This window comes from Nocardiopsis sp. NPDC058789, assembly GCF_042745575.1.
Taxonomy (GTDB): Bacteria; Actinomycetota; Actinomycetes; order Streptosporangiales; family Streptosporangiaceae; genus Nocardiopsis; species Nocardiopsis eucommiae.
The window spans coordinates 241243-259860 of sequence record NZ_JBHYOW010000007.1 but is presented as its reverse complement, the minus strand read 5'-3'; the positions used below and the strand labels follow the sequence as shown (position 1 = coordinate 259860).

Annotated in this window: 12 protein-coding genes; 7 read left to right on the top strand and 5 right to left on the bottom strand. The window is 72.0% G+C overall.

Annotated features, from left to right (window positions below; genetic code table 11):
* Positions 1 to 41: 41 nt before the first annotated feature.
* From ACFW3L_RS12650 to ACFW3L_RS12630, 5 genes are all read right to left on the bottom strand, one after another.
* Positions 42 to 2327: a serine/threonine protein kinase gene (locus tag ACFW3L_RS12650; protein ID WP_378739533.1), complete on the bottom strand. Its 2286-nt coding sequence runs from the start codon at positions 2325 to 2327 to the stop codon at positions 42 to 44.
* Between the two features lie 125 nt (positions 2328 to 2452).
* Positions 2453 to 3748, bottom strand: coding sequence for a hypothetical protein (locus tag ACFW3L_RS12645; RefSeq protein WP_378739531.1), 1296 nt, complete (start codon positions 3746 to 3748; stop codon positions 2453 to 2455).
* Positions 3741 to 5756 (bottom strand): hypothetical protein, encoded by a 2016-nt coding sequence (locus tag ACFW3L_RS12640; protein ID WP_378739529.1) that lies wholly within the window; start codon positions 5754 to 5756, stop codon positions 3741 to 3743. Before ACFW3L_RS12640 ends, ACFW3L_RS12645 begins: the two co-directional genes overlap by 8 nt.
* 168 nt (positions 5757 to 5924) lie before the next feature.
* Positions 5925 to 8687 (bottom strand): aconitate hydratase AcnA, encoded by a 2763-nt coding sequence (acnA, locus tag ACFW3L_RS12635; RefSeq protein WP_378739527.1) that lies wholly within the window; start codon positions 8685 to 8687, stop codon positions 5925 to 5927.
* 340 nt (positions 8688 to 9027) lie between these two features.
* Entirely contained in the window at positions 9028 to 9963 is a 936-nt protein-coding gene (locus ACFW3L_RS12630; RefSeq protein WP_378739525.1) for an LLM class F420-dependent oxidoreductase, read from the bottom strand.
* 137 nt (positions 9964 to 10100) lie between these two features.
* Between ACFW3L_RS12630 and ACFW3L_RS12625 the strand changes: the two genes are divergently transcribed.
* From ACFW3L_RS12625 to ACFW3L_RS12595, 7 genes are all read left to right on the top strand, one after another.
* Positions 10101 to 10691, top strand: coding sequence for an RNA polymerase sigma factor (locus ACFW3L_RS12625; protein WP_378739523.1), 591 nt, complete (start codon positions 10101 to 10103; stop codon positions 10689 to 10691).
* Positions 10688 to 11488 carry a zf-HC2 domain-containing protein gene (locus ACFW3L_RS12620; protein ID WP_378739521.1) on the top strand — a complete coding sequence of 267 codons (801 nt, stop codon included), beginning with the start codon at positions 10688 to 10690 and terminating at the stop codon, positions 11486 to 11488. Before ACFW3L_RS12625 ends, ACFW3L_RS12620 begins: the two co-directional genes overlap by 4 nt.
* Entirely contained in the window at positions 11485 to 12375 is an 891-nt protein-coding gene (locus tag ACFW3L_RS12615; RefSeq protein ID WP_378739519.1) for an ATP-binding cassette domain-containing protein, read from the top strand. The genes ACFW3L_RS12620 and ACFW3L_RS12615 overlap by 4 nt, the downstream gene beginning before the upstream one ends.
* Positions 12372 to 13919: a hypothetical protein gene (locus ACFW3L_RS12610; RefSeq protein WP_378739517.1), complete on the top strand. Its 1548-nt coding sequence runs from the start codon at positions 12372 to 12374 to the stop codon at positions 13917 to 13919. Before ACFW3L_RS12615 ends, ACFW3L_RS12610 begins: the two co-directional genes overlap by 4 nt.
* A 92-nt stretch (positions 13920 to 14011) precedes the next feature.
* Complete coding sequence (locus tag ACFW3L_RS12605; RefSeq protein WP_378739515.1) at positions 14012 to 14767, top strand: hypothetical protein; 756 nt, start codon at positions 14012 to 14014, stop codon at positions 14765 to 14767.
* A gap of 253 nt (positions 14768 to 15020) precedes the next feature.
* Positions 15021 to 15947 carry a DMT family transporter gene (locus tag ACFW3L_RS12600; protein ID WP_378739513.1) on the top strand — a complete coding sequence of 309 codons (927 nt, stop codon included), beginning with the start codon at positions 15021 to 15023 and terminating at the stop codon, positions 15945 to 15947.
* Positions 15948 to 16100: 153 nt separating this feature from the next.
* Complete coding sequence (locus ACFW3L_RS12595; protein ID WP_378739511.1) at positions 16101 to 18461, top strand: M64 family metallopeptidase; 2361 nt, start codon at positions 16101 to 16103, stop codon at positions 18459 to 18461.
* Positions 18462 to 18618: the final 157 nt, after the last annotated feature.

Below are 18618 nucleotides of genomic sequence, written 5' to 3'. Positions count from 1 at the left end.
TCCTGCCGTCCGGACGGTGGGGCCCGAGCCCGCCGACCGGATCAGCTGGAGGTGATTCTGCGTGCCTGGGCCAGGTCCGTGCGGATGCGCTCCACTCCGCTGGTCAGCTGAGGCAGCTGGTGGTTGGAGTTGTGCAGGTCCAGGAGCCGCTGCCGCCGACGGTCGGCGGGTCCGCACAGCACCAGGCGTGTCATGAAGGCGCCGACCAGACCGACCAGACCGAGCAGCGCGACCCACATCATGAGGTCGGGGATCACCTCCCACACGGGCATCACGGTGAGGAAGAGGCCGAGGGGGAGGCCGATGAGGGAGATCCGGCACCAGTGGATGATCCGCCCGGTCCGGTTCTGGAGCTCCACCTTGCCCACGAGCCCCTCGTGGGCGGTGGACACCTCGGCGTAGCGGCCCTCCCAGTAGCGGCGCTGCCTGGCCAGAGCCTGGAGGGTGCCCAGGGAACCGTAGACCGCCGCCGCGTATCCGGCGCTCTCGGGGGTACTGGCGTTCGACACCCGCTGCCACAGGATGTCCACCCACTCGGCGACCCCGGAGTCACCGTTGTCGTCGGGCGGGACCATCAGGTGCGGGTTCAGGAGCAGGGCCAGGACCAGCGCCGGGTTGACGTTGGGCTGGCTCGACCGCCACCCCACGAGCTGCTGGGAGAGCTGTCCGTGCAGGAGGGTCCCGGCGTTCTCACCCCGGTCCAGGTCCTCCGCGAGCCGCTGGTACTCGACGCTCTCGGGGCTCTGGTGGGCGCTCAGGATCCGCAGGAGTTCGGGCCGGGCCAGCAGGACCATCTCGTTGCTGAGCGGGGCACCGGTCAGGAGCGGCCCGGGGTCGGAGAACAACGCCCGGAGTTCGGCCAGGGACACACCCCGGCCCCGGAAGACGGGCGGCAGGTCGGGGCGGACCTGGGCGACGAACGAGGCGACCGCGAGGTTGGCGTCCCGGACCTCGCGACGGAACAGGGAGCGGTCGACACTGGTGTCGCCCAGGTCGTCCATCAGCCAGGCACCCAGGGCCGCGCGCTCGCCCGGTTCGCTGAAGACCTTGACGGCGGCGCCCCAGTTCTGCTGCATCGCCTCGGCCAGGTGGGCGGGGTCGTGGAACCGGAGACTGACGAAGTGGTAGGGCGGTGCCGCTCCGAAGTGGCCGCTGTTCGGGCCGCGGAACCCGCTGGGAGGCGGGTACGCGCCGCTCGGCGGCGGGGTGTGCGCGCCGCCGGGGGCCGACGGATACGGGCCTGACGACCGGGCGTGGGCGGACGCCTCGGGCGCGTCGGAGGGAGCCGTGCGCGTGTAGTTGCGGGTGGGGGCCGCCTGGGCGGTTCCGACCACCCTGGTGGGGTCCACGGGGGGAACGCCGGTGGGCTGTTGACCGGCGACCCTGGTGTGGTCGACACCGACGCGGGTACGGGCGTCGGACGAGGGCGCGACCGCGGTGTGCGTGTGGTCGGAGTCCGGGCCGGGGGCGACCGTGGTGGGCGTGTGGTTCCCACCGGTGGCCCGGGCCGGAGTGGCACCGGACGGAGCGGAGATGACCCATCGCATGAGGGTCTCGGCGTCGGGCCGGGCCGAGGGGTCCTTGTCCAGGCAGGCCCGGAGGGTGGCGCCGAACGCGCCGTCCAGGCCGGCGAGGTCGGGTTCCCCGCCCAGGATGCGGGCGATGCGCGCGGCCTGGGTCGGGCCGGGGAAGGCCTCGCGGCCGGTGGCGGCGAACACCATCACCGAGGCCCAGGCGAACACGTCCACCGCGGCGGTCAGCCGGGCCCCCTCCAGCTGCTCGGGGGCCATGTACCCGATGGTGCCGACCACCCCGCTCGCCGTCACCGAGGTCGACTCGACCGCACGGGCGATCCCGAAGTCGATCACCCGGGGCCCGTCCGGAGCCAGCATGATGTTGTCCGGCTTCAGGTCCCGGTGCACCACACCCGCCGCGTGGATGGCGGCCAGGGCCGTCGCGGTGCCCACCGACAGGCGTTGGAGCTCCACTCCCGTGCGCGGGCCGTCGGCTTCGACGGAGGCCTGGAGGGTGGGGCCGTCGATGAACTCCGTGGCGATCCACGGCTGGGCCGCGTCGGGGTCGGCGTCCAGGATCGCGGCCACGCAGAACCCGCTCACCCGGCGGGCCTGATCCACCTCGGCGGCGAAACGGCGCCGCATGTCGGCGTCGCCGGACCAGCTGGCGTGCAGGAGCTTCACCGCGGCCAGAGTGCCGTCCGCGGCCTCACCGAGGAACACCTCCCCGAAACCGCCACGCCCCAGGGAGCGCAGAAGTCGGAAGCCTCCGACCTCCTCCACTCGCATGGCCTGGTCCTGAGGGTCGTCCACAGCCCGCCCCGTCTCTCGTACGTCGTTCTGGCGCCCCGGGCGGGGCGCCATGTCAGGGTGCCACAGAGAACTGACCGCCCGTACACGGTCCCGGTTCCGGTCTCCCCGAATCCGATGCCCGGCCGTTACCTCCGGGTATCGGCGTGGTCGCCCCGCAGGATCCGATCGACCAGGTCGTCGCGCAGGGCCCCGTATCCGGTGGCCGACCACACGCTCTCCTCGGCCGGGACGTCGTAGTAGGGCACCTCACTCCCCCTGTGGTGGTCGGGGAGGACCCGGGGGCGGCGCCGCTCCCGAACCGCCTTGGCGCACTCCGCGCACAGCGGGACGCGGACGGTGCGGGTGCCGCCGAACTCGCGCCAGTCCGTCCGTGTGGTGGTGTTGCCGTGCAGCGGGTTGGCGTAGCAGTGCACCCTGGGCTCGCGGGACCGGGACCGGCTGCGCAGGATGGCGTCCTCCGCCATGTCGAGCAGGACGAGGACCCCGGCCGCGTCGGGCAGCGTGGGTTCGGTGGCGATCATGCGGTCGTGGACCTTGGCGGCGGCGGAGCGGGCGTCCAGTGCGTGTTGGAGGAGCCGGGTGGCCTCCTCGCTCCGGGAGCGCGAGCGCAGCTGGCCCAGCCGCTCCCCGAGCTCGACGAGGTCCGTGGCGCCCCGCTCGACCAGCCGGTCCAGGGCGGCGCGGTCGGCGTTGTCGAATCCGGCGTGCTGGGTGACGGCCAGAGCGGGCATCGAGGGCACCCGGGCGCGGCGGGAGCGCCAGACCGCCCCGACGGCCAGGAGGAGCGCCAGGACCGCGACGGACGGCCACAGCCAACCGGGCGCTCCCGTCCCGTCACCCCGCCAGAAGCCGGACATCGGTCCGGCGGCGTCCTCCCGCTGCTCCTCGTAGGCCTCACTGGCGGCGGTGTAGGCGGCCTCGGGGTCCTCGGACAGGGCCGTCTCCACCGAGACCTCGACCAGCTGGCCGAGGTTGCCGCTGAACCCCGTGGCGTAGGAGGAGGTGAGGGCCCCGTAGTGGGCGGGAAGGTCCGATCCGCTCCCGAAGTCCCGCCCGTGCATGCGGTCGTTGGCGAACACCAGGATGTGGGCCCGACCCCCGCCCATGCGGTCGTGGACCAGGACGGCCAGGTTCTCGGGGTCGCCGTCCCAGGTGTCGCCCTCGACCATCGGCACCGCGACCACGTACAGGGGCAGGTCGGAGCCCTCGATGAGGTCGACCGCCTCCTGTCGGACCTCCTCGGTCAGGGCGCTGGAGTAGGCGGGGTCGACGTGGACCGGCGACTCGGCCAGCGAGGAGGTGATCGCCTCGGAGGCGTTCTCCGGCACGGTGTCGGCCGGGGAGGCGGCGGCGGGGACCGCCCCCACCAGGGTGAGGGCCAGGACCACCCCCAGGACGGAGGGGACCTCGAACCTACGCATCGCTCTCCTCCAGAATCCCGTCGACGAGGCCGCGCCGCGTCGATCCGTAGTTGGTGTGCACCCAGACGCGGTCCAGCGTCAGGTGCGGGACCCAGGCGCCGCCGATCCGCAGCTCCAGCACGCGCGCGGTCCGGGCGTCGTTCTGGAGGTCCAGGCAGGCGTCGCACAGCGGGCGGCGCCCCCGGACGACCGCGACCCTGCCGTCACGGTCCGCCCGGCCGTGCAGGGGGTTGGCCGAGCAGACCGGTCGCCGTCCGGCCCCGGGGTCGCCGTCGATGGCCGCGCGGGCGCGCCGGGCCAGGACCGTGACCCCGAGGAGGTCGAGCGCGTCCGTGGGGCGCCGGAGCACGACCAGGGCGGCGTCGGCGTCGCGCATGGCCGACGCGGGAACCTCGCCGTCCCCGGCCGCCTCCAGTTCCCGGACCATGGCCCGGGTCTCCGCCAGCGCCAGCCGCCGCAGTGCTCGTGCCGTCATCCGCGTCCGACCACCGACCGTGCCCCCGCGCGCGGCGCGTACGGCGACCACGAGGAGGAGCAGCGCGCCGAAGGCGATCCCGGAGAGCAGCGGCCCGACCACCAGGAGGCAGGGCAGGAAGCCGTCACCGAGGAACCGCTCCGACCTCGGCCCGGGATCCTCGTCGTAGGTGTACGCGAAGAAGGGTTCGGCGTCGGGCCGGTCGGGGTCGGTGGGCAGTGCGGTGAGGGCGGGCAGCGCGGCCTCGACGGCCTCGGCCGGGGTGTCGGCGACCACGTCCCGGACGGCCGAGCTCAGGTCGTAGGCGTCGATGCCCAGGCCCGAGGACCCGGCGGCGATCTCGACCCGGCCCTCGAAGTCGGTGGTGGCGACCAGGTACACCGACGGTCCCTCCGTGAGCGCGGCCAGGGAGTACGCCAGCACCTCGGGGTCGCCCTCGGACTCGTCGGACGGGCTCATGGACATCACCAGGGCGCGGACCGGGATCTCGGCGTCCTCCAGCCGATCGGCGGTGGCGGCCAGACCGGTGCGGTCCATCGTGACCAGGGGTGCGACGTACAGCGGCGTGGACGCGGTCTCGGAGACCAGGCGTTCGACCCGCTCGGTGTTGGCGACGTAGGGCGGGACGGAACGCACGTCCGGGGTCTTCCAGGCGGTCTCCACTCCGCCCTCGGGCACGCTCATCATGTGGGCGTAGGGGCCCGCGACCGCGGCCCCGGCCAGGGTCAGGGTGAGCACGGCCACCACGGGTACCTCGTGGCGCCGCCGACGGCCGCGCGCGGTACGCCACCACACCCAGATCACGCCCGTTCCGAGCACGAACCCGGACAGGGTCCCGGAGAGGGTGCCGAGGTTCTCGGCGCCGACCGAACGGGTGGGGTCGACGTCGCGGCGGAACTCCTCCCAGAAGACCGCCAGCGCGCCCGGTTCGGCCTGCTCGTGGCCGTGCGCGGGGGCGGGGGCCGCACCGCTGAGGCGTTCCACGAGGACGGCGGCGATCTCGTCCGGTCCGGAGTCGTACTCCAGCCTGGGGTCGGCGCTCAACGAGCGCACGCTCTCCTCGCCCGGGAGGTCGTGGCCGCGTACCAGCACCTCCTGGGTGTAGGTCCCGGGCCGCAGGTGCACGTACACGCCGTCGCGGTCGACACGGTCCACGACCGCGGGCAGGACCGGACCGGTGCCCCAGTCCGTCCCCTGTCCGGGGAAGGGGCTGGCGATCACGTGGTACGGGACGTCGAGGGTGGAGAAGAGGGTGTGCAGCTCCCGCTCCAGCTCGGCCACGTCGCCGAGGCCCGCGAGGGAGTCGTCCACGATGACGGCCGCGCCCTCGGGACGCTCCGCGAGCTCGTCCGCGTAGTACTCGGCGGGGGTCCGGGTGTCCTCCAGGGCCTCGACCGTCTCGGGCGCGGGTTCGGCCCGAGCGGCGGGCGCGGCGGCGAGCACCGCGAGGAGCGACGCGGCGCAGAGCGCCAGGGAGCGTCGGAGCAGGTCCGCGTACCGAGGGAGGGGACCTGGTCTCGGGGGCGAGGGCATGCACCGAGCATATCGGGAGCTTTCGGCCAGGCCGGAACGCGGAAGGGCCCGTGCACACGAGGACCCTGCACACGAGAAGGGCCGCCACCGTCGGTCGGACGGTGGCGGCCCCCGAAGCACCGCGTTCGCGCCTGTTGGGCGCGGGCGGCGGTCTCGGTACGCCTCTCGCTACTTGGCGATCAGCTGACGGAGCACGAACTGGAGGATGCCGCCGTTGCGGTAGTAGTCGGCCTCGCCCGGGGTGTCGATCCGCACCACGGCGTCGAACTCGACGCCGGTGTCGGTGGTGACCTTCACCGTGCTGGGGATACGGCCCTCGTTGAGCTCGGTCACGCCGGTGACGGAGAAGGTCTCCTCGCCGGTCAGACCGAGGGAGTCCGCGGAGTGGCCCTCCGGGAACTGGAGCGGCAGGACGCCCATACCGATGAGGTTGGAGCGGTGGATGCGCTCGTAGGACTCGGTGATGACCGCGCGCACGCCCAGCAGGCTGGTGCCCTTGGCCGCCCAGTCACGCGAGGAACCGGAGCCGTACTCCTTGCCGCCCAGGACCACCAGCGGGGTGCCCTGCGCGGCGTAGTTCTGCGCGGCGTCGTAGATGAACGACACCGGCGCGTCGGCCTGGGTGAAGTCGCGGGTGTAGCCGCCCTCGGTGCCCGGCGCGATCTGGTTGCGCAGGCGGATGTTGGCGAAGGTGCCGCGGATCATCACCTCGTGGTTGCCGCGACGGGAACCGTAGGAGTTGAAGTCGCGACGCTCCACACCGTGGGCCTTGAGGTACTCGGCCGCCGGGGTGCCCGGCTTGATGGCACCGGCCGGGGAGATGTGGTCGGTGGTGACCGAGTCGCCCAGCTTGGCCAGGACGCGGGCACCGGAGATGTCGGTGACCGGAGCCGGGGTCTGGCCCATGCCCTCGAAGTACGGGGGCTTGCGGACGTAGGTCGACTCGCCCTCCCACTCGAAGGTGTTGCCGGTGGGCGTGGGCAGCTCGCGCCAGCGGTCGTCACCGGCGAACACGTCCGAGTACGCGCTGGCGTACATGTCCGACGCGATCGCGGAGTCCATGACCTCCTGGATCTCCTCGGCGGTGGGCCACACGTCGGCCAGGTAGACCGGCTGGCCGTCCTCGCCGATGCCCAGGGGCTCGGTGGTGATGTCGACGTCCATCGACCCGACCAGCGCGTAGGCGACCACCAGCGGCGGCGAGGCCAGGTAGTTCATCTTCACGTCCGGGTTGATCCGGCCCTCGAAGTTGCGGTTGCCGGACAGGACCGCCGAGACGGCGAGGTCGTTGTCCTGGACCGCCTGCGAGATCTCCTCGGGCAGCGGGCCCGAGTTGCCGATGCAGGTGGTGCAGCCGTAACCGACCAGGTTGAAGCCCAGCTTGTCCAGGTACGGGGTCAGGCCGGAGCGCTCGTAGTAGTCGGTGACGACCTTGGAGCCCGGGGCCATGGAGGTCTTGACCCACGGCTTGCGGGACAGGCCCTTCTCGACCGCCTTCTTGGCCAGCAGGGCGGCGCCCAGCATGACCGAGGGGTTCGAGGTGTTGGTGCACGAGGTGATCGCGGCGATCACGACGGCGCCGTGGTCGACCTCGGTCTCCGTGCCGTCCGCCATGGTGACCTTGACGGCCTTGTGCGGACGGGCGCCGTTGGGGGCCTGGGCCGGGGCGTCGGAGGCCGGGAAGGACTCCTCGCCCGCCTCGTCGGCGTCGTCGGAGACGTAGTTGCGGACGTCGCGGCGCCAGGTCGGCTTGGCCTCGGACAGCGCGATGCGGTCCTGGGGACGCTTGGGACCGGCGATGGAGGGGACGACCTCGGCGAGGTCGAGCTCCAGGTACTCGGAGAACTCGGGCTCGTTGGCCGGGTCGTGCCAGAAGCCGTTGGCCTTGGCGTAGGCCTCGGTCAGGGCGACCTGCTGCTCGGAGCGGCCGGTCAGGCGCATGTACCGGATGGTCTCGTCGTCGACCGGGAAGATCGCGGCGGTGGAACCGAACTCCGGGCTCATGTTGCCGATGGTGGCGCGGTTGGCCAGCGGCACCGCGCCGACGCCCTCGCCGTAGAACTCGACGAACTTGCCGACGACACCGTGGTCGCGCAGCTTCTCGGTGATGGTGAGCACGAGGTCGGTGGCGGTGGTGCCGGGCTTGAGCTCACCGGTGAGCTTGAAGCCGACCACGCGCGGGATGAGCATGGAGATCGGCTGGCCGAGCATGGCGGCCTCGGCCTCGATGCCACCGACGCCCCAGCCCAGGATGCCCAGGCCGTTCTGCATGGTGGTGTGCGAGTCGGTGCCGACGCAGGTGTCGGGGTAGGCCTGGCCCTTGCGGTCCATCGTGACGCGCGCGAGGTGCTCGATGTTGGCCTGGTGCACGATGCCGGTGCCGGGCGGGACGACCTTGAACTCGTCGAAGGCGGTCTGGCCCCAGCGGAGGAACTTGTAGCGCTCGTAGTTGCGCTCGTACTCGATCTCGACGTTGCGCTCGAACGCGTCGGGGCGACCGAAGAGGTCGACGACGACGGAGTGGTCGATCACGAGCTCGGCGGGGGCGAGCGGGTTGATCTTGTCCGGGTCACCGCCCATGTCGCGGACGGCCTCGCGCATGGTGGCGAGGTCGACGACGCACGGAACGCCGGTGAAGTCCTGCATGATCACCCGGGCCGGGGTGAACTGGATCTCCTGGCTGGGCTGGGCCTTGGCGTCCCAGTTGCCGAGAGCCGTGATGTGCTCGGCGGTGACGTTCGCGCCGTCCTCGGTGCGGAGGAGGTTCTCCAGCAGCACCTTCAGGCTGTAGGGAAGTCGGTTGTAGCCCTTGACGGCGTCCAACCGGAAGATCTCATACGACTCGTCGCCAACGCGCAACGTGTCACGGGCGCCGAAGCTGTTCGCGGACACGGTGTCTGCCTCCTGATCTCGCCACTTTGTCCCCAGCATCCTGCCCCATGGGGCGAATGCGGGACCTACTGAGGCCGCCCTAACCGGATCACCGGGGCACGGGGGTCGCGGATGAGCACCCCCACCGCCTCCGTGATCCATCAGGGCCGCTTTGACCTGCAACGACGCCACATCGTCACCGGTCGCGGCCGACTGGCCGCACCACTTCACGGGCCCGGGACGCGCTGCCGAAAAGCGGTCGACCTCACAGGCCCGAGCCGGGAGCGGGTGGGGGGAGCCCCGCTGTTATCTTGATGTCAAGGTATCCAACTTGTATCTCGATATCAAGTTATCGGGTGGGGCGCCATCCCCCTCGGGCCCCCTCGCGCACACGCCCCCCTCAGTCCAGCTGCGGCGCCACCGCGGAGGCGACCAGCTCCAGGTGGTCCAGGTCGGACAGGTCCAGGACCTGCAGGTACATTCTCTCCGCACCGGCGGCCGCGAACCGGCTGATCCGCTCCACGATCTCGTCGGGGGTTCCGGCCAGGCCGTTCTGGCGCAGTTCCGACACGTCGCGACCGATCCGGGCGGCCCGCTTGGACACCTCGGCCTCGTCGCGCCCGGCGCACAGCACCTGGGCCGCCGAGTACACCATCGGCGTGGAGCGCCCCGAGGCCCGCACGGCGTCGGCGGTGCGCCCGAAGGCCGCCTCGGTGTCCTCCAGCGAGCTGAACGGGACGTTGTACTCGTCGGCGAACTTGGCCGCCAGCCTCGGTGTGCGCTTGGGACCGGTCCCGCCGATCAGCACCGGCGGGTGCGGGCCCTGCTGCGGTTTGGGCAGCGCGGGGCCCTCCGCGAGCCGGAAGTGCCGACCCTCGTACCGGAAGGTGTCCCCCACCGGGGTGGACCACAACCCCGTGATGATGTCGAGCTGCTCCTCGTAGCGGTCGAACCGCTCCCGCGCGGAGTCGGGGAAGGGGATCCCGTAGACCGCGTGCTCCTCCTCGAACCAGCCCGCGCCGAAGCCGAACTCGACCCGGCCGCCGCTCATCCGGTCGACCTGCGCGACCGAGATGGCCAGCGGCCCGGGGTGGCGGAAGGTGGCCGCCGTCATGAGGGTGCCGAGGCGGATCCGGGAGGTCTCCCTGGCCAGACCGGCCAGGGTGATCCACGCGTCGGTCGGACCGGGGAGCCCGCTGACGTGGTCGCCCATGGAGAGATAGTGATCGGACCGGAACAGGGCGTCGAAACCGAGATCCTCGACGGCTCGGGCGACGGCGAGTTGGTCCTCGTACGTGGCCCCCTGCTGGGGTTCAAGGAAGATCCTCAGGCGCATACGCCCCATTTTCTCCCACCGTACCGACCGTTCGGAAACCGCCGCGCGGGTACTGTGGAAAAGCCGAGGTCAGGGCCGACCGAACCCGGCCGCCCCCGTCAGAACCGTTCCGTCCCCGACCCGCGATAGCCCTCCACGTGAAGCTTCTCCGCCGCGCACGACGACGCGCACCCGACTACGGACCCGACAGCGCCGACCCGGTGCTGCTGTCCGCCGTCGCAGCCGGGGAGACCGACGCCCTGGAGATCCTGCACCGGAGGCACGCCCCCTGGCTGCGGGCCCGGCTGCGCTACCGCTGCTCCGACAACGACCAACTCGACGCCGCCCTCCAGGAGACCTTCCTGGCGGTGTGGCGCAACGCCGGTTCCTTCACCCCCCGCCCGGGTGACACCGACGCCGGAGCCTGGCTGTGGACCATCGCGATCCGTCAGCTCATCTCCCAACTGCGCAAACGCGCCAACCGGTGGATCGCGGAGAGCGATCCCGAACCGTACGAGACGATCGGGGACGCGTCCGCCGAGGACACCGTGCTGCTCAACATCGAGCACGGGCCCCTGGGCGCCGCCCTGCACGAGCTCTCCCCCGAACTGCGCTCGGCGATCAAGGCCACCGTGCTCGACGGCCTGACCGTGCGGGAGGCGGCGGAGATCCTCCAGATACCCGAGGGAACCGTGAAGACACGGGTCATGCGCGCGAAGGCGCGGCTACGGGAGGCACTGACCACATGAGCTGGCACCTGACCCACGACCAACTCCACCAGTACGCGGCCCACACGGCCGACGACGTCACCGCCATGTCCGCCGAGGCCCACCTGACCCACTGCTCCCACTGCCGTGCCCTGCTGCCCGCCGACCAGGGCTGGCTGGACCGCAGCTGGGCCGACCTCCGCGACGTGGTGGACCAGCCCCGGCGCGGCCCGATCGAGCGCCTGCTGGCCGTGATCGGCCTGCGCGAGGACACCGCCAAGCTCCTGGCCGCCACACCGCAGCTCTACCGCGCCTGGCTGGGCGCGACCGTGCTCGTCCTGGGCATGGCCCTGGTCGTCGCGCACGAGGTGCCGCGCGGCTCCCTGCTGTTCTCCTTCACCGCTCCGATCGTGCCCCTGATCGGTGTGGCCCTCGCCTACGGTCGGGGGGTGGACCCGGCGCACAGCCTCACGTCCGTCACCCCCCTGGCCGGGTACCGGCTCCTGTTCCTGCGCACGACGGCGGTCCTGGTGCCCGCCCTGGTGCTGTGCACCGCCGCGGCGTTCCTGATGCCCTCGGTCTCCACCCTGGCGGAGGCGGTCTTCTGGCTGCTGCCCGCGCTGGCCATGGTGGCGGGGTGCCTGGCGCTGAGCCGCTGGATGGCGCTGAGCCTGGCCGGAGGTGTCGTAGGCGTCGCGTGGCTGCTGGCCCTGGTCCTGCTCGGAGCGGCGGAGGGCATGGACCCGCTGCTGCTGTTCACTCCCGCCGCGCAGGCCAGTTGGGCGACGGCGCTCGCGCTGCTCGCGGGTGTCGTGCTGTGGAGGGTCAGGACCGCGTGACCACGAGCACCGAGTCCGCGAGCCGGGTCAGCGTGAGCGGCCTGGTCCGCAGCTACGGCACCCGCCGGGCCCTGGACGGGATCGACCTCGAACTGGGCCCGGGGGTGACCGGGCTGCTGGGGCGCAACGGCGCGGGAAAGACCACGCTGCTGCGCTGCCTGGCCACCGACCTGGAGGCCACCGGCGGCCACGTGCGGGTGCTGGGCCGCGACCCCGACGGCGCCGCCGACCGCACCGAGATCCGGCGCCGGATGGGCTACCTGCCGCAGTTCCCCTCGTTCTACCCGCACTTCACCGTCTTCGGTCTGCTGGACTACGTGGCGGTGCTCAAGGAGCTGGGCGGGCGTCGCGCGCGGCACGACGAGGTCCGCCGCGCCCTGCGCCGGGTGGACCTGTACGAGCGCAGGCACAGCAGGGTGCGCCGCCTGTCCGGTGGGATGCGCCAGCGCCTGGGGCTGGCGGCGGCGCTGCTCGGTGACCCCGAGCTCCTGCTGCTCGACGAACCCACCATCGGGCTCGACCCCGAGCAGCGCATCCGCTTCCGTGACCTCGTCTCCGAACTGGCGGTGCGCAGCACGGTGGTGCTGTCCACACACCAGATCGAGGACGTCTCCGCCCTGTGCCGCCGTGTGCTGTGCCTGGACGAGGGCCGCGTGATCTTCGACGGCACCCCGGGCGAGCTGGTGGCCCGGGCGCGCGGGCGGGTGTGGGAGCAGGGTTCGCGCCCCGAGACGGGGGTGACCTCGTGGCGGCTGGCGGACGGCCGGTACCGGGTGCTCGTCCCCGAGGGCGTCGACGACCCGGACTCCGCGGCGGGCGTGCCGGTGGAGCCCTCGCTGGAGGACGCCTACCTCCTGCTCACCGGAGCACGGGGCAGTATCCGGTGAGCGGCGTCCCGACCTTCTGGGCCCTGACCCGGTTCAACCTGCGCCACCTGCTGGTGAGCCCGGTGTTCCTGGCCCTGGTGCCCGCGACCCTGGTCGGGCTGGCGTACTCGGCGTACCAACCCGCGTTGCCGACCTGGTCGGACCTGATGGACCAGGTGCGGCTCCAGACCCTCGGGGTGGCCGCCGTGATGTTCGCGGTGACGACCTTCCCCGCCCTGCGCGAGGCGCGCCACACAGAGGGGTTCGCGCTGCCGCTGTCGGCCCGGACCCGTCTGTTGTCCCTGGCCCTGGCGTCCGTGCTGGTCACGTCGGTGTGCGTGGGTGTCCTGATCGTCCTCTACCTGCTGTCCGGCTCCCAGCCGACCGCGGGGACGGCCGCTCCGCCCGCGGTGCTGGCCCTGTTCCTGCTCGGCTGGTGTGGGCCGCTCGGAGCCCTGGCCTGCGCCGTGTGGACCCGTTCGTACACCCCGCTCGTGGTGCTGCTGCTGCTCGTACCGGCGTACCTGCTGTACACGGTCACCTCCATGGGGACCCGGGCGGAGGAGATCCTGCAACGGCTGAACGGAGTGGCGCGCTGGGTACTGGACCCCCTGCCCGTCAACGAGCCCTCGGTGACCCAGCTCGGCGTGGTGTCCCTGGTGCACGTCTCGTTCCTGGTGGTCCTGCTCCTGGTGGTCGCGCTCGCGCGTCAGCGGGATCGGTGGCTGCTGCGCCCGGTCTCGCTGGGGGCGGTGGCGCTCCTGTTGGCGGGGGTGGCGTTCGTCAACGTGTACGCGCAGAGCACGTACTCGTACTACACGCCCTTCACCGACCGGGACGTGTACGGCGCCGAGGCCGACCCCTGCCGGGTCCGGGAGGGGGTGACCTACTGCCCCCTCCCTGGCTACGAGTCGTGGGTGGACTACTGGCACGCCGCGCTCTCCCCCACGGTGGAGCGGATCCCGGAACGCGCGCGGGACCGCCTGCCGATGGTGTGGCAGGGCACCGGGCTCCTGCGCCGGGACGTCCGCGAGTTCCAGACCGGGGGGCTGGTCCTCCCGCACTCCCCCCAACCGTTCCCGCCGCCGGGCACGGTCATGGTGTACGACGCCTGGGACCCCGACATCGGCTACTACCGCAACGAGCTGACCGTCGAGGTCACCATGAACGTGCTCGGCCTCCCCCGGTACCAGGACTACTCCTGTTCGGGCGCGGGGCAGGCCAGGATCGTGCTGGGCGCCTGGCTGGTGTCGGCGAACGAGCGGTTCCCCGAGCCGGAGGGCACGGAGGCGGCGGAGGAGTTCCTCTCCTACTACGACCCCTCCGCGCTCGACCGGAGCCTGACGCACGCGATGCTCGACCTGCCGCCGCGGACCGTCGCGCGGGTGGTCGAGGAGCACTGGGAGGCCCTGCTGTCCGCCGACACCACCACCGAGGAGCTGGCGGACCTGCTGGAGCTCCCGCTGACCGGCGAGGACGCCCTCCCGGACCCGACGTGGGCGAGCGGGTGGGACACCCGTCCCGTCCCGACCGACCCCGACGGACGGGACCCCGTCTGCCCCTGACATCCGGGCGCACTCGTAGAATGATCACTTCACACATGTCCGCCCCGCTGACCTCCCCTGGTCGACATCCCCCACGACCAAAGGCGTTCACTTTGGCAATCCCCACCTGGACTCGTGTCCTTGGAATCGGCGTCGGCTCCGCTCTGGTCCTGAGCCTGGCGGCTCCGGCCCAGGCGAAGGCCGAGATCCCCGCCCGTGCCTCAGTCTTGTTGGCTGAACTCACCCACTATTCGACTCCCAGCGAGGATCCCTGGGACCTGTTCGACGTACGTTGGTCACTGCTCGACATCCGGCAGGAACTCGGATCGGAGTACCTCTACACGGACCTGGACGACCCCGAGGGCATTACCGACTACATCTCCTTCGGGGAGATCGAGGGTCGGGTCAACACGACCGCCACGGGGCACGGCCGCGCGGAGGCGGTCGCCACGATCGATGGCGGCTACCGCGTCGAACTTCCCGAGTACGACCTTCCCGTGGTCGAGTTCGATTCCCTCCGCAACCGGGTCGCCTGCGACTTCCGCGGCAATGTCGAGTGGGAGAACTCGGTGAGCAGCACCGAAGGGGCGGACGACAACGCCATCCTCGTCTTCGGCACCCTGGTCGACCTGCACTTCGACGCCAACTACACCAATGTGCGGTTCCCCCACCCGGACTCCGGTGAGGAGATCACGGTCTCCGTCCAGACGGCGAACCCCGAGAAGTGGGCGCCCTACAACTACGTCTTCAACCAGCTCAGTATCAGTCGGTTCGACTCCGAGGCCGGAGAGCACAGGCTCGTCGCGAACCTCAGTTTCGGCGACGTGTACGTACAGTGCGACGTCGACGACCCGGACTACGAGGGCTGACCCTCGCCTGCTCATGAGGACACGTCGGGGTCGGGGGACACGCCCCGGACCCCGACGTGTCCAGTTGGTCCGGTTCACGCTACCGTGGGGGCGTGAACTACTACTGGCACAAGGTCCTTCCGCCGCTGTGCGCCTGACCGGGCGCACCCGCTGACCTTCCCGGACCCCGAGGCCCCACCGACACGGTGAGCGGCCCCGTCCGTCGTGCGCCCGTCAAGCACCCTTCCCAGGCGTCCAGACGGAAAGTACGCACATGCCAGACCACACCTCCTCCCTCGCCACGCGATCGAACCACCGGATCACCGGTGGCGCGCTACCCATCCTCGGCGCGGCCGTCCTGTGGGGCACCACCGGCACCGCCAGCTCGTTCGCGCCCGACGGCGCTCACCCGGCCGCGATCGGCTCCGCCGGGCTGGTCCTCGGCGGGCTCCTGCTCTTCCTCGTCGGCCGGGGCTCCACGTCGCTGGTCACCGGCTCCGACGCCCGGACCCGGTGGACCCTGCTGCTGGGGGCGGTCGCCGTCGCCGGGTACCCGCTGTCCTTCTACCCCGCCGTCGCCAACGCCGGGGTCGCGGTCGGCACCGTGATCACCCTGGGCAGCGCACCGGTCTTCTCCGGTCTGCTGGCCTGGTGCGTGGACCGGTCCAGGCCGACCGCGCGCTGGGTGGCGGCCACCGTGGCCGCCGTGGTCGGCTGCGCGGTGCTGGTCCTGGGTCCCGAACTCACCGGCGCCACCGGCTCGACCAGCGCCCTGGGCGTGTTCCTCGCCCTGGTCGCGGGGTTCTCGTACGCGCTGTACGCGATCATCGCCGAGAAGCTGATCCGTCGGGGGCACACCTCGGGCGCGGTCATGGGGACGATGTTCGCCGGGGGCGGCGTCCTCGTGCTGCCCGTGGTGCTGGCCACCGGCACCGCGTGGCTGGCCACGGTGAACGGCGCGCTGGTCGCCCTGCACCTGGCCCTGTTCACGGTGTTCCTCGCCTACTGGCTGTTCGGCCACGGACTGCGGCACACCTCGGCCTCCACCGCGACCACGCTGAGCCTGGCCGAACCCGCCGTGGCCGCGATGCTGGGCGTGGCCCTGGTGGGTGAGCGCCTTCCCCTGGTCTCGTGGGCCGGGCTGGTCGTCCTCGCCCTGGGCCTGGCCGTCCTGAAGGCGCCCGCGCGCCGCCGCCGCTAGTCCACCGGGTGGCGTCCCGAAACGGGGCGCCACCCGCCGTCCGCGTGTCCTGGGGTTATCGAAGTGCTTATGGTCCTTGCCCTGGTAGGCGGCGTGCGAACGTCAGTACGCTTCCCGGCAACATCCCCCTCATCCCCTGACTAAGGAAACCCCTTGCGCAGATCCGCGGCGGCCCTGGCCGCCCTGTCCCTGCTGGCCACGGCCGCCGTGCTCGACGGCACCGCCGCCCCCGCCGAGGCCGCTCCCCTGGACGGAGCCTCCGTGGTGCCCCTCCAGGTCACCGGCGACCCCTCCGAACGCTTCAACCTGGTCCTGCTGGGCGACGGCTACACGGAGGAGGAGATGCCCCTCTTCCGTGAGCAGGTGGACCAGCACCTCAACGTGCAGTGGAGCATCGAACCGTTCCGCTCCTACCGCAACTACTTCAACGTCTACCTCGTGGAGACCCCCTCGGCGGAGTCCGGGGTGGACTGCGACCCCGCCCACGGGTGGGAACGGCGCGACACCGCGCTGGGCATGGGCTTCTTCAACGGCTGCGACGAGTCGGCCCTGGAGCGCCTGCTCACCGTCGACTCGTCGGCCGCCAACGCCGCCGCCGACATGGTGCCCGGTGTGCCCGCGAACAACCGCCAGATCCTGGCCCTGGCCAACAGCGGGACCTACGGGGGCGCGGGCGGGCGCCTGGCCACCGCCTCGTCCGGCAACGCCCTCTCCGCGCTGATCAGCCCGCACGAGCTGGCGCACTCGCTGGGGGCGCTCCAGGACGAGTACCCCTACTACTTCCGGGACACCAGCCTGGGCCGCTACACGGGTGCCGAACCCACCTCCGCGCACCACTCCCTGATGACCTCCGAGCAGATGCTCGAAGAGGAGGCCAAGTGGTGGCGCTGGCTCGGTGAGGAGAGCGAGTCCGGCGGCACCATCAGCGCGGCCGACCCCGACGGGCACGAGGGCGGTCTCTACCACTCCGAGGGCGTCTGGCGCCCCAGCAACCACTCCATGCTCAAGACCCTCGGCTACTACTTCGACCAGGTCGGGCGCGAGGTGATGACCCAGCGGATCTCGGGGCTGCGGGACCGGGCCACCCTGCCGGTCTCGTCCACCCCCGAGGGCGAGGTGGGCGCCGAGGACGCGGTGTGGGTCGAGGGCCCGCACCCCGTCCACCACGAGCTGCACTACACCTGGACGGTGGACGGCGAGGAGTTGGCCGACGCCTCAGGCGCACGGGGCCTGGAGCTGGCCGGGCTCGACCTGGCCCCCGGGACCGAGGTGAGCGTCCGGGTGCAGGACCCCACGGAGTTCGTCCGTGACCCCGCCATCCGCGACTCCGCCGCCCTCACCCAGACGCGCACCTGGACCGTGGGCGACCCCCAGGAGGACGTGTCCGTCGAGGCCGGTTTCACCCGGTACCGCGACACCGAGCGCGCCGTGGGCGCCACCGAGGTCGTCTACGCGGAGACCACCCGGCCCACCGACCGGATCATGGAGGTCGCCTGGGAGCTGGACGGGTCCGCCGTGTCCACCTCGACCGACGGCCGCACCCTCGACCTGGGCGAGCTCGGCCTCGGCACCGGAGACCACGTACTGACGGCGACGGTGACCGACCCCGAGGGGCCGGGTTCCCAGACCCTCACGTGGGCCGTCGACGCCACCGACCCGAGCGCGCCCCGCGAGCTCTCCGAGGCCGCCGCCACGGTCGCGGACGGCGGGCACCACCTGTACCTCAACGAGTTCTCGATGCGCCTGTCCCCCGAGGACGACGGCGACGGCCACGTGGTCGGTGAGTTCCGGGTGGACGGCGACGGCTGGCACCACTACTACGGCTGGCCGGAGGACTCCGAGGCGCCGTTCCGGTTCACCCCGGACGGGACCAACGTCGATGACCTGGTCTACGGGAGCCTCGGCAGCGGCGGCCTCTCCATGGCCGTGTTCGAGGTCAATTCCCACAAGCCCGGTTGGGGCACCCACACCGTGGAGCACCGGGCGATCGACTCGGCGGGCAACATCGGCTCCCCCGAGTCCTTCACGGCGACGGTCGTCCCCGGCACGGAGCTGGAGTGCACCGAGACCGTGAGCGGCGCGGTCAACGGCGGCCTGCGGGTCGACGCGGGCGTGGTCTGCCTCGACGGCGCCGACGTGCGCGGCGGGGTCACAGTGGCCGACGGCGCCTCACTGGTGGTCGAGGGCGGTTCCCTGACGGGCGGCCTGTCCGCCTCGGGCGCCGACACCGTCCGGCTCTCCGGCATCCAGGTGAGCGGCGCGGTGTCGATCACCGGGACCACCTCCGAGGTGACGCTCCTGGGTTCGTCCCTGACGGGCTCGCTGGCGCTGAACGACAACACCCAGGTGCCCGCCGCCACCTGGTCCGGTGACGCGCGGGGCTACGGCCCGGTCCTGGCCGGGAACACCGTGCGCGGCTCCGTCGCCTGCTCCGGCAACAACCTGGCCGCCACCGACTTCGGCGCGGCCAACGACGTCACGGGATCCGTCGCGGGGCAGTGCTCCGACCTGTGACACCAACCGCCCGCGCGTCCCGTCCGGCGCGCGGGCGGCCCCCGCACGACGTGGGGCCCGGGACCACAGTGGTCCCGGGCCCCACGTGCGGGTCCGGTCCGGTTCCTCGCGGGACGACGAACCGGGTGCGCCGGGGTCGGCTGGCCGACCCGGGCGA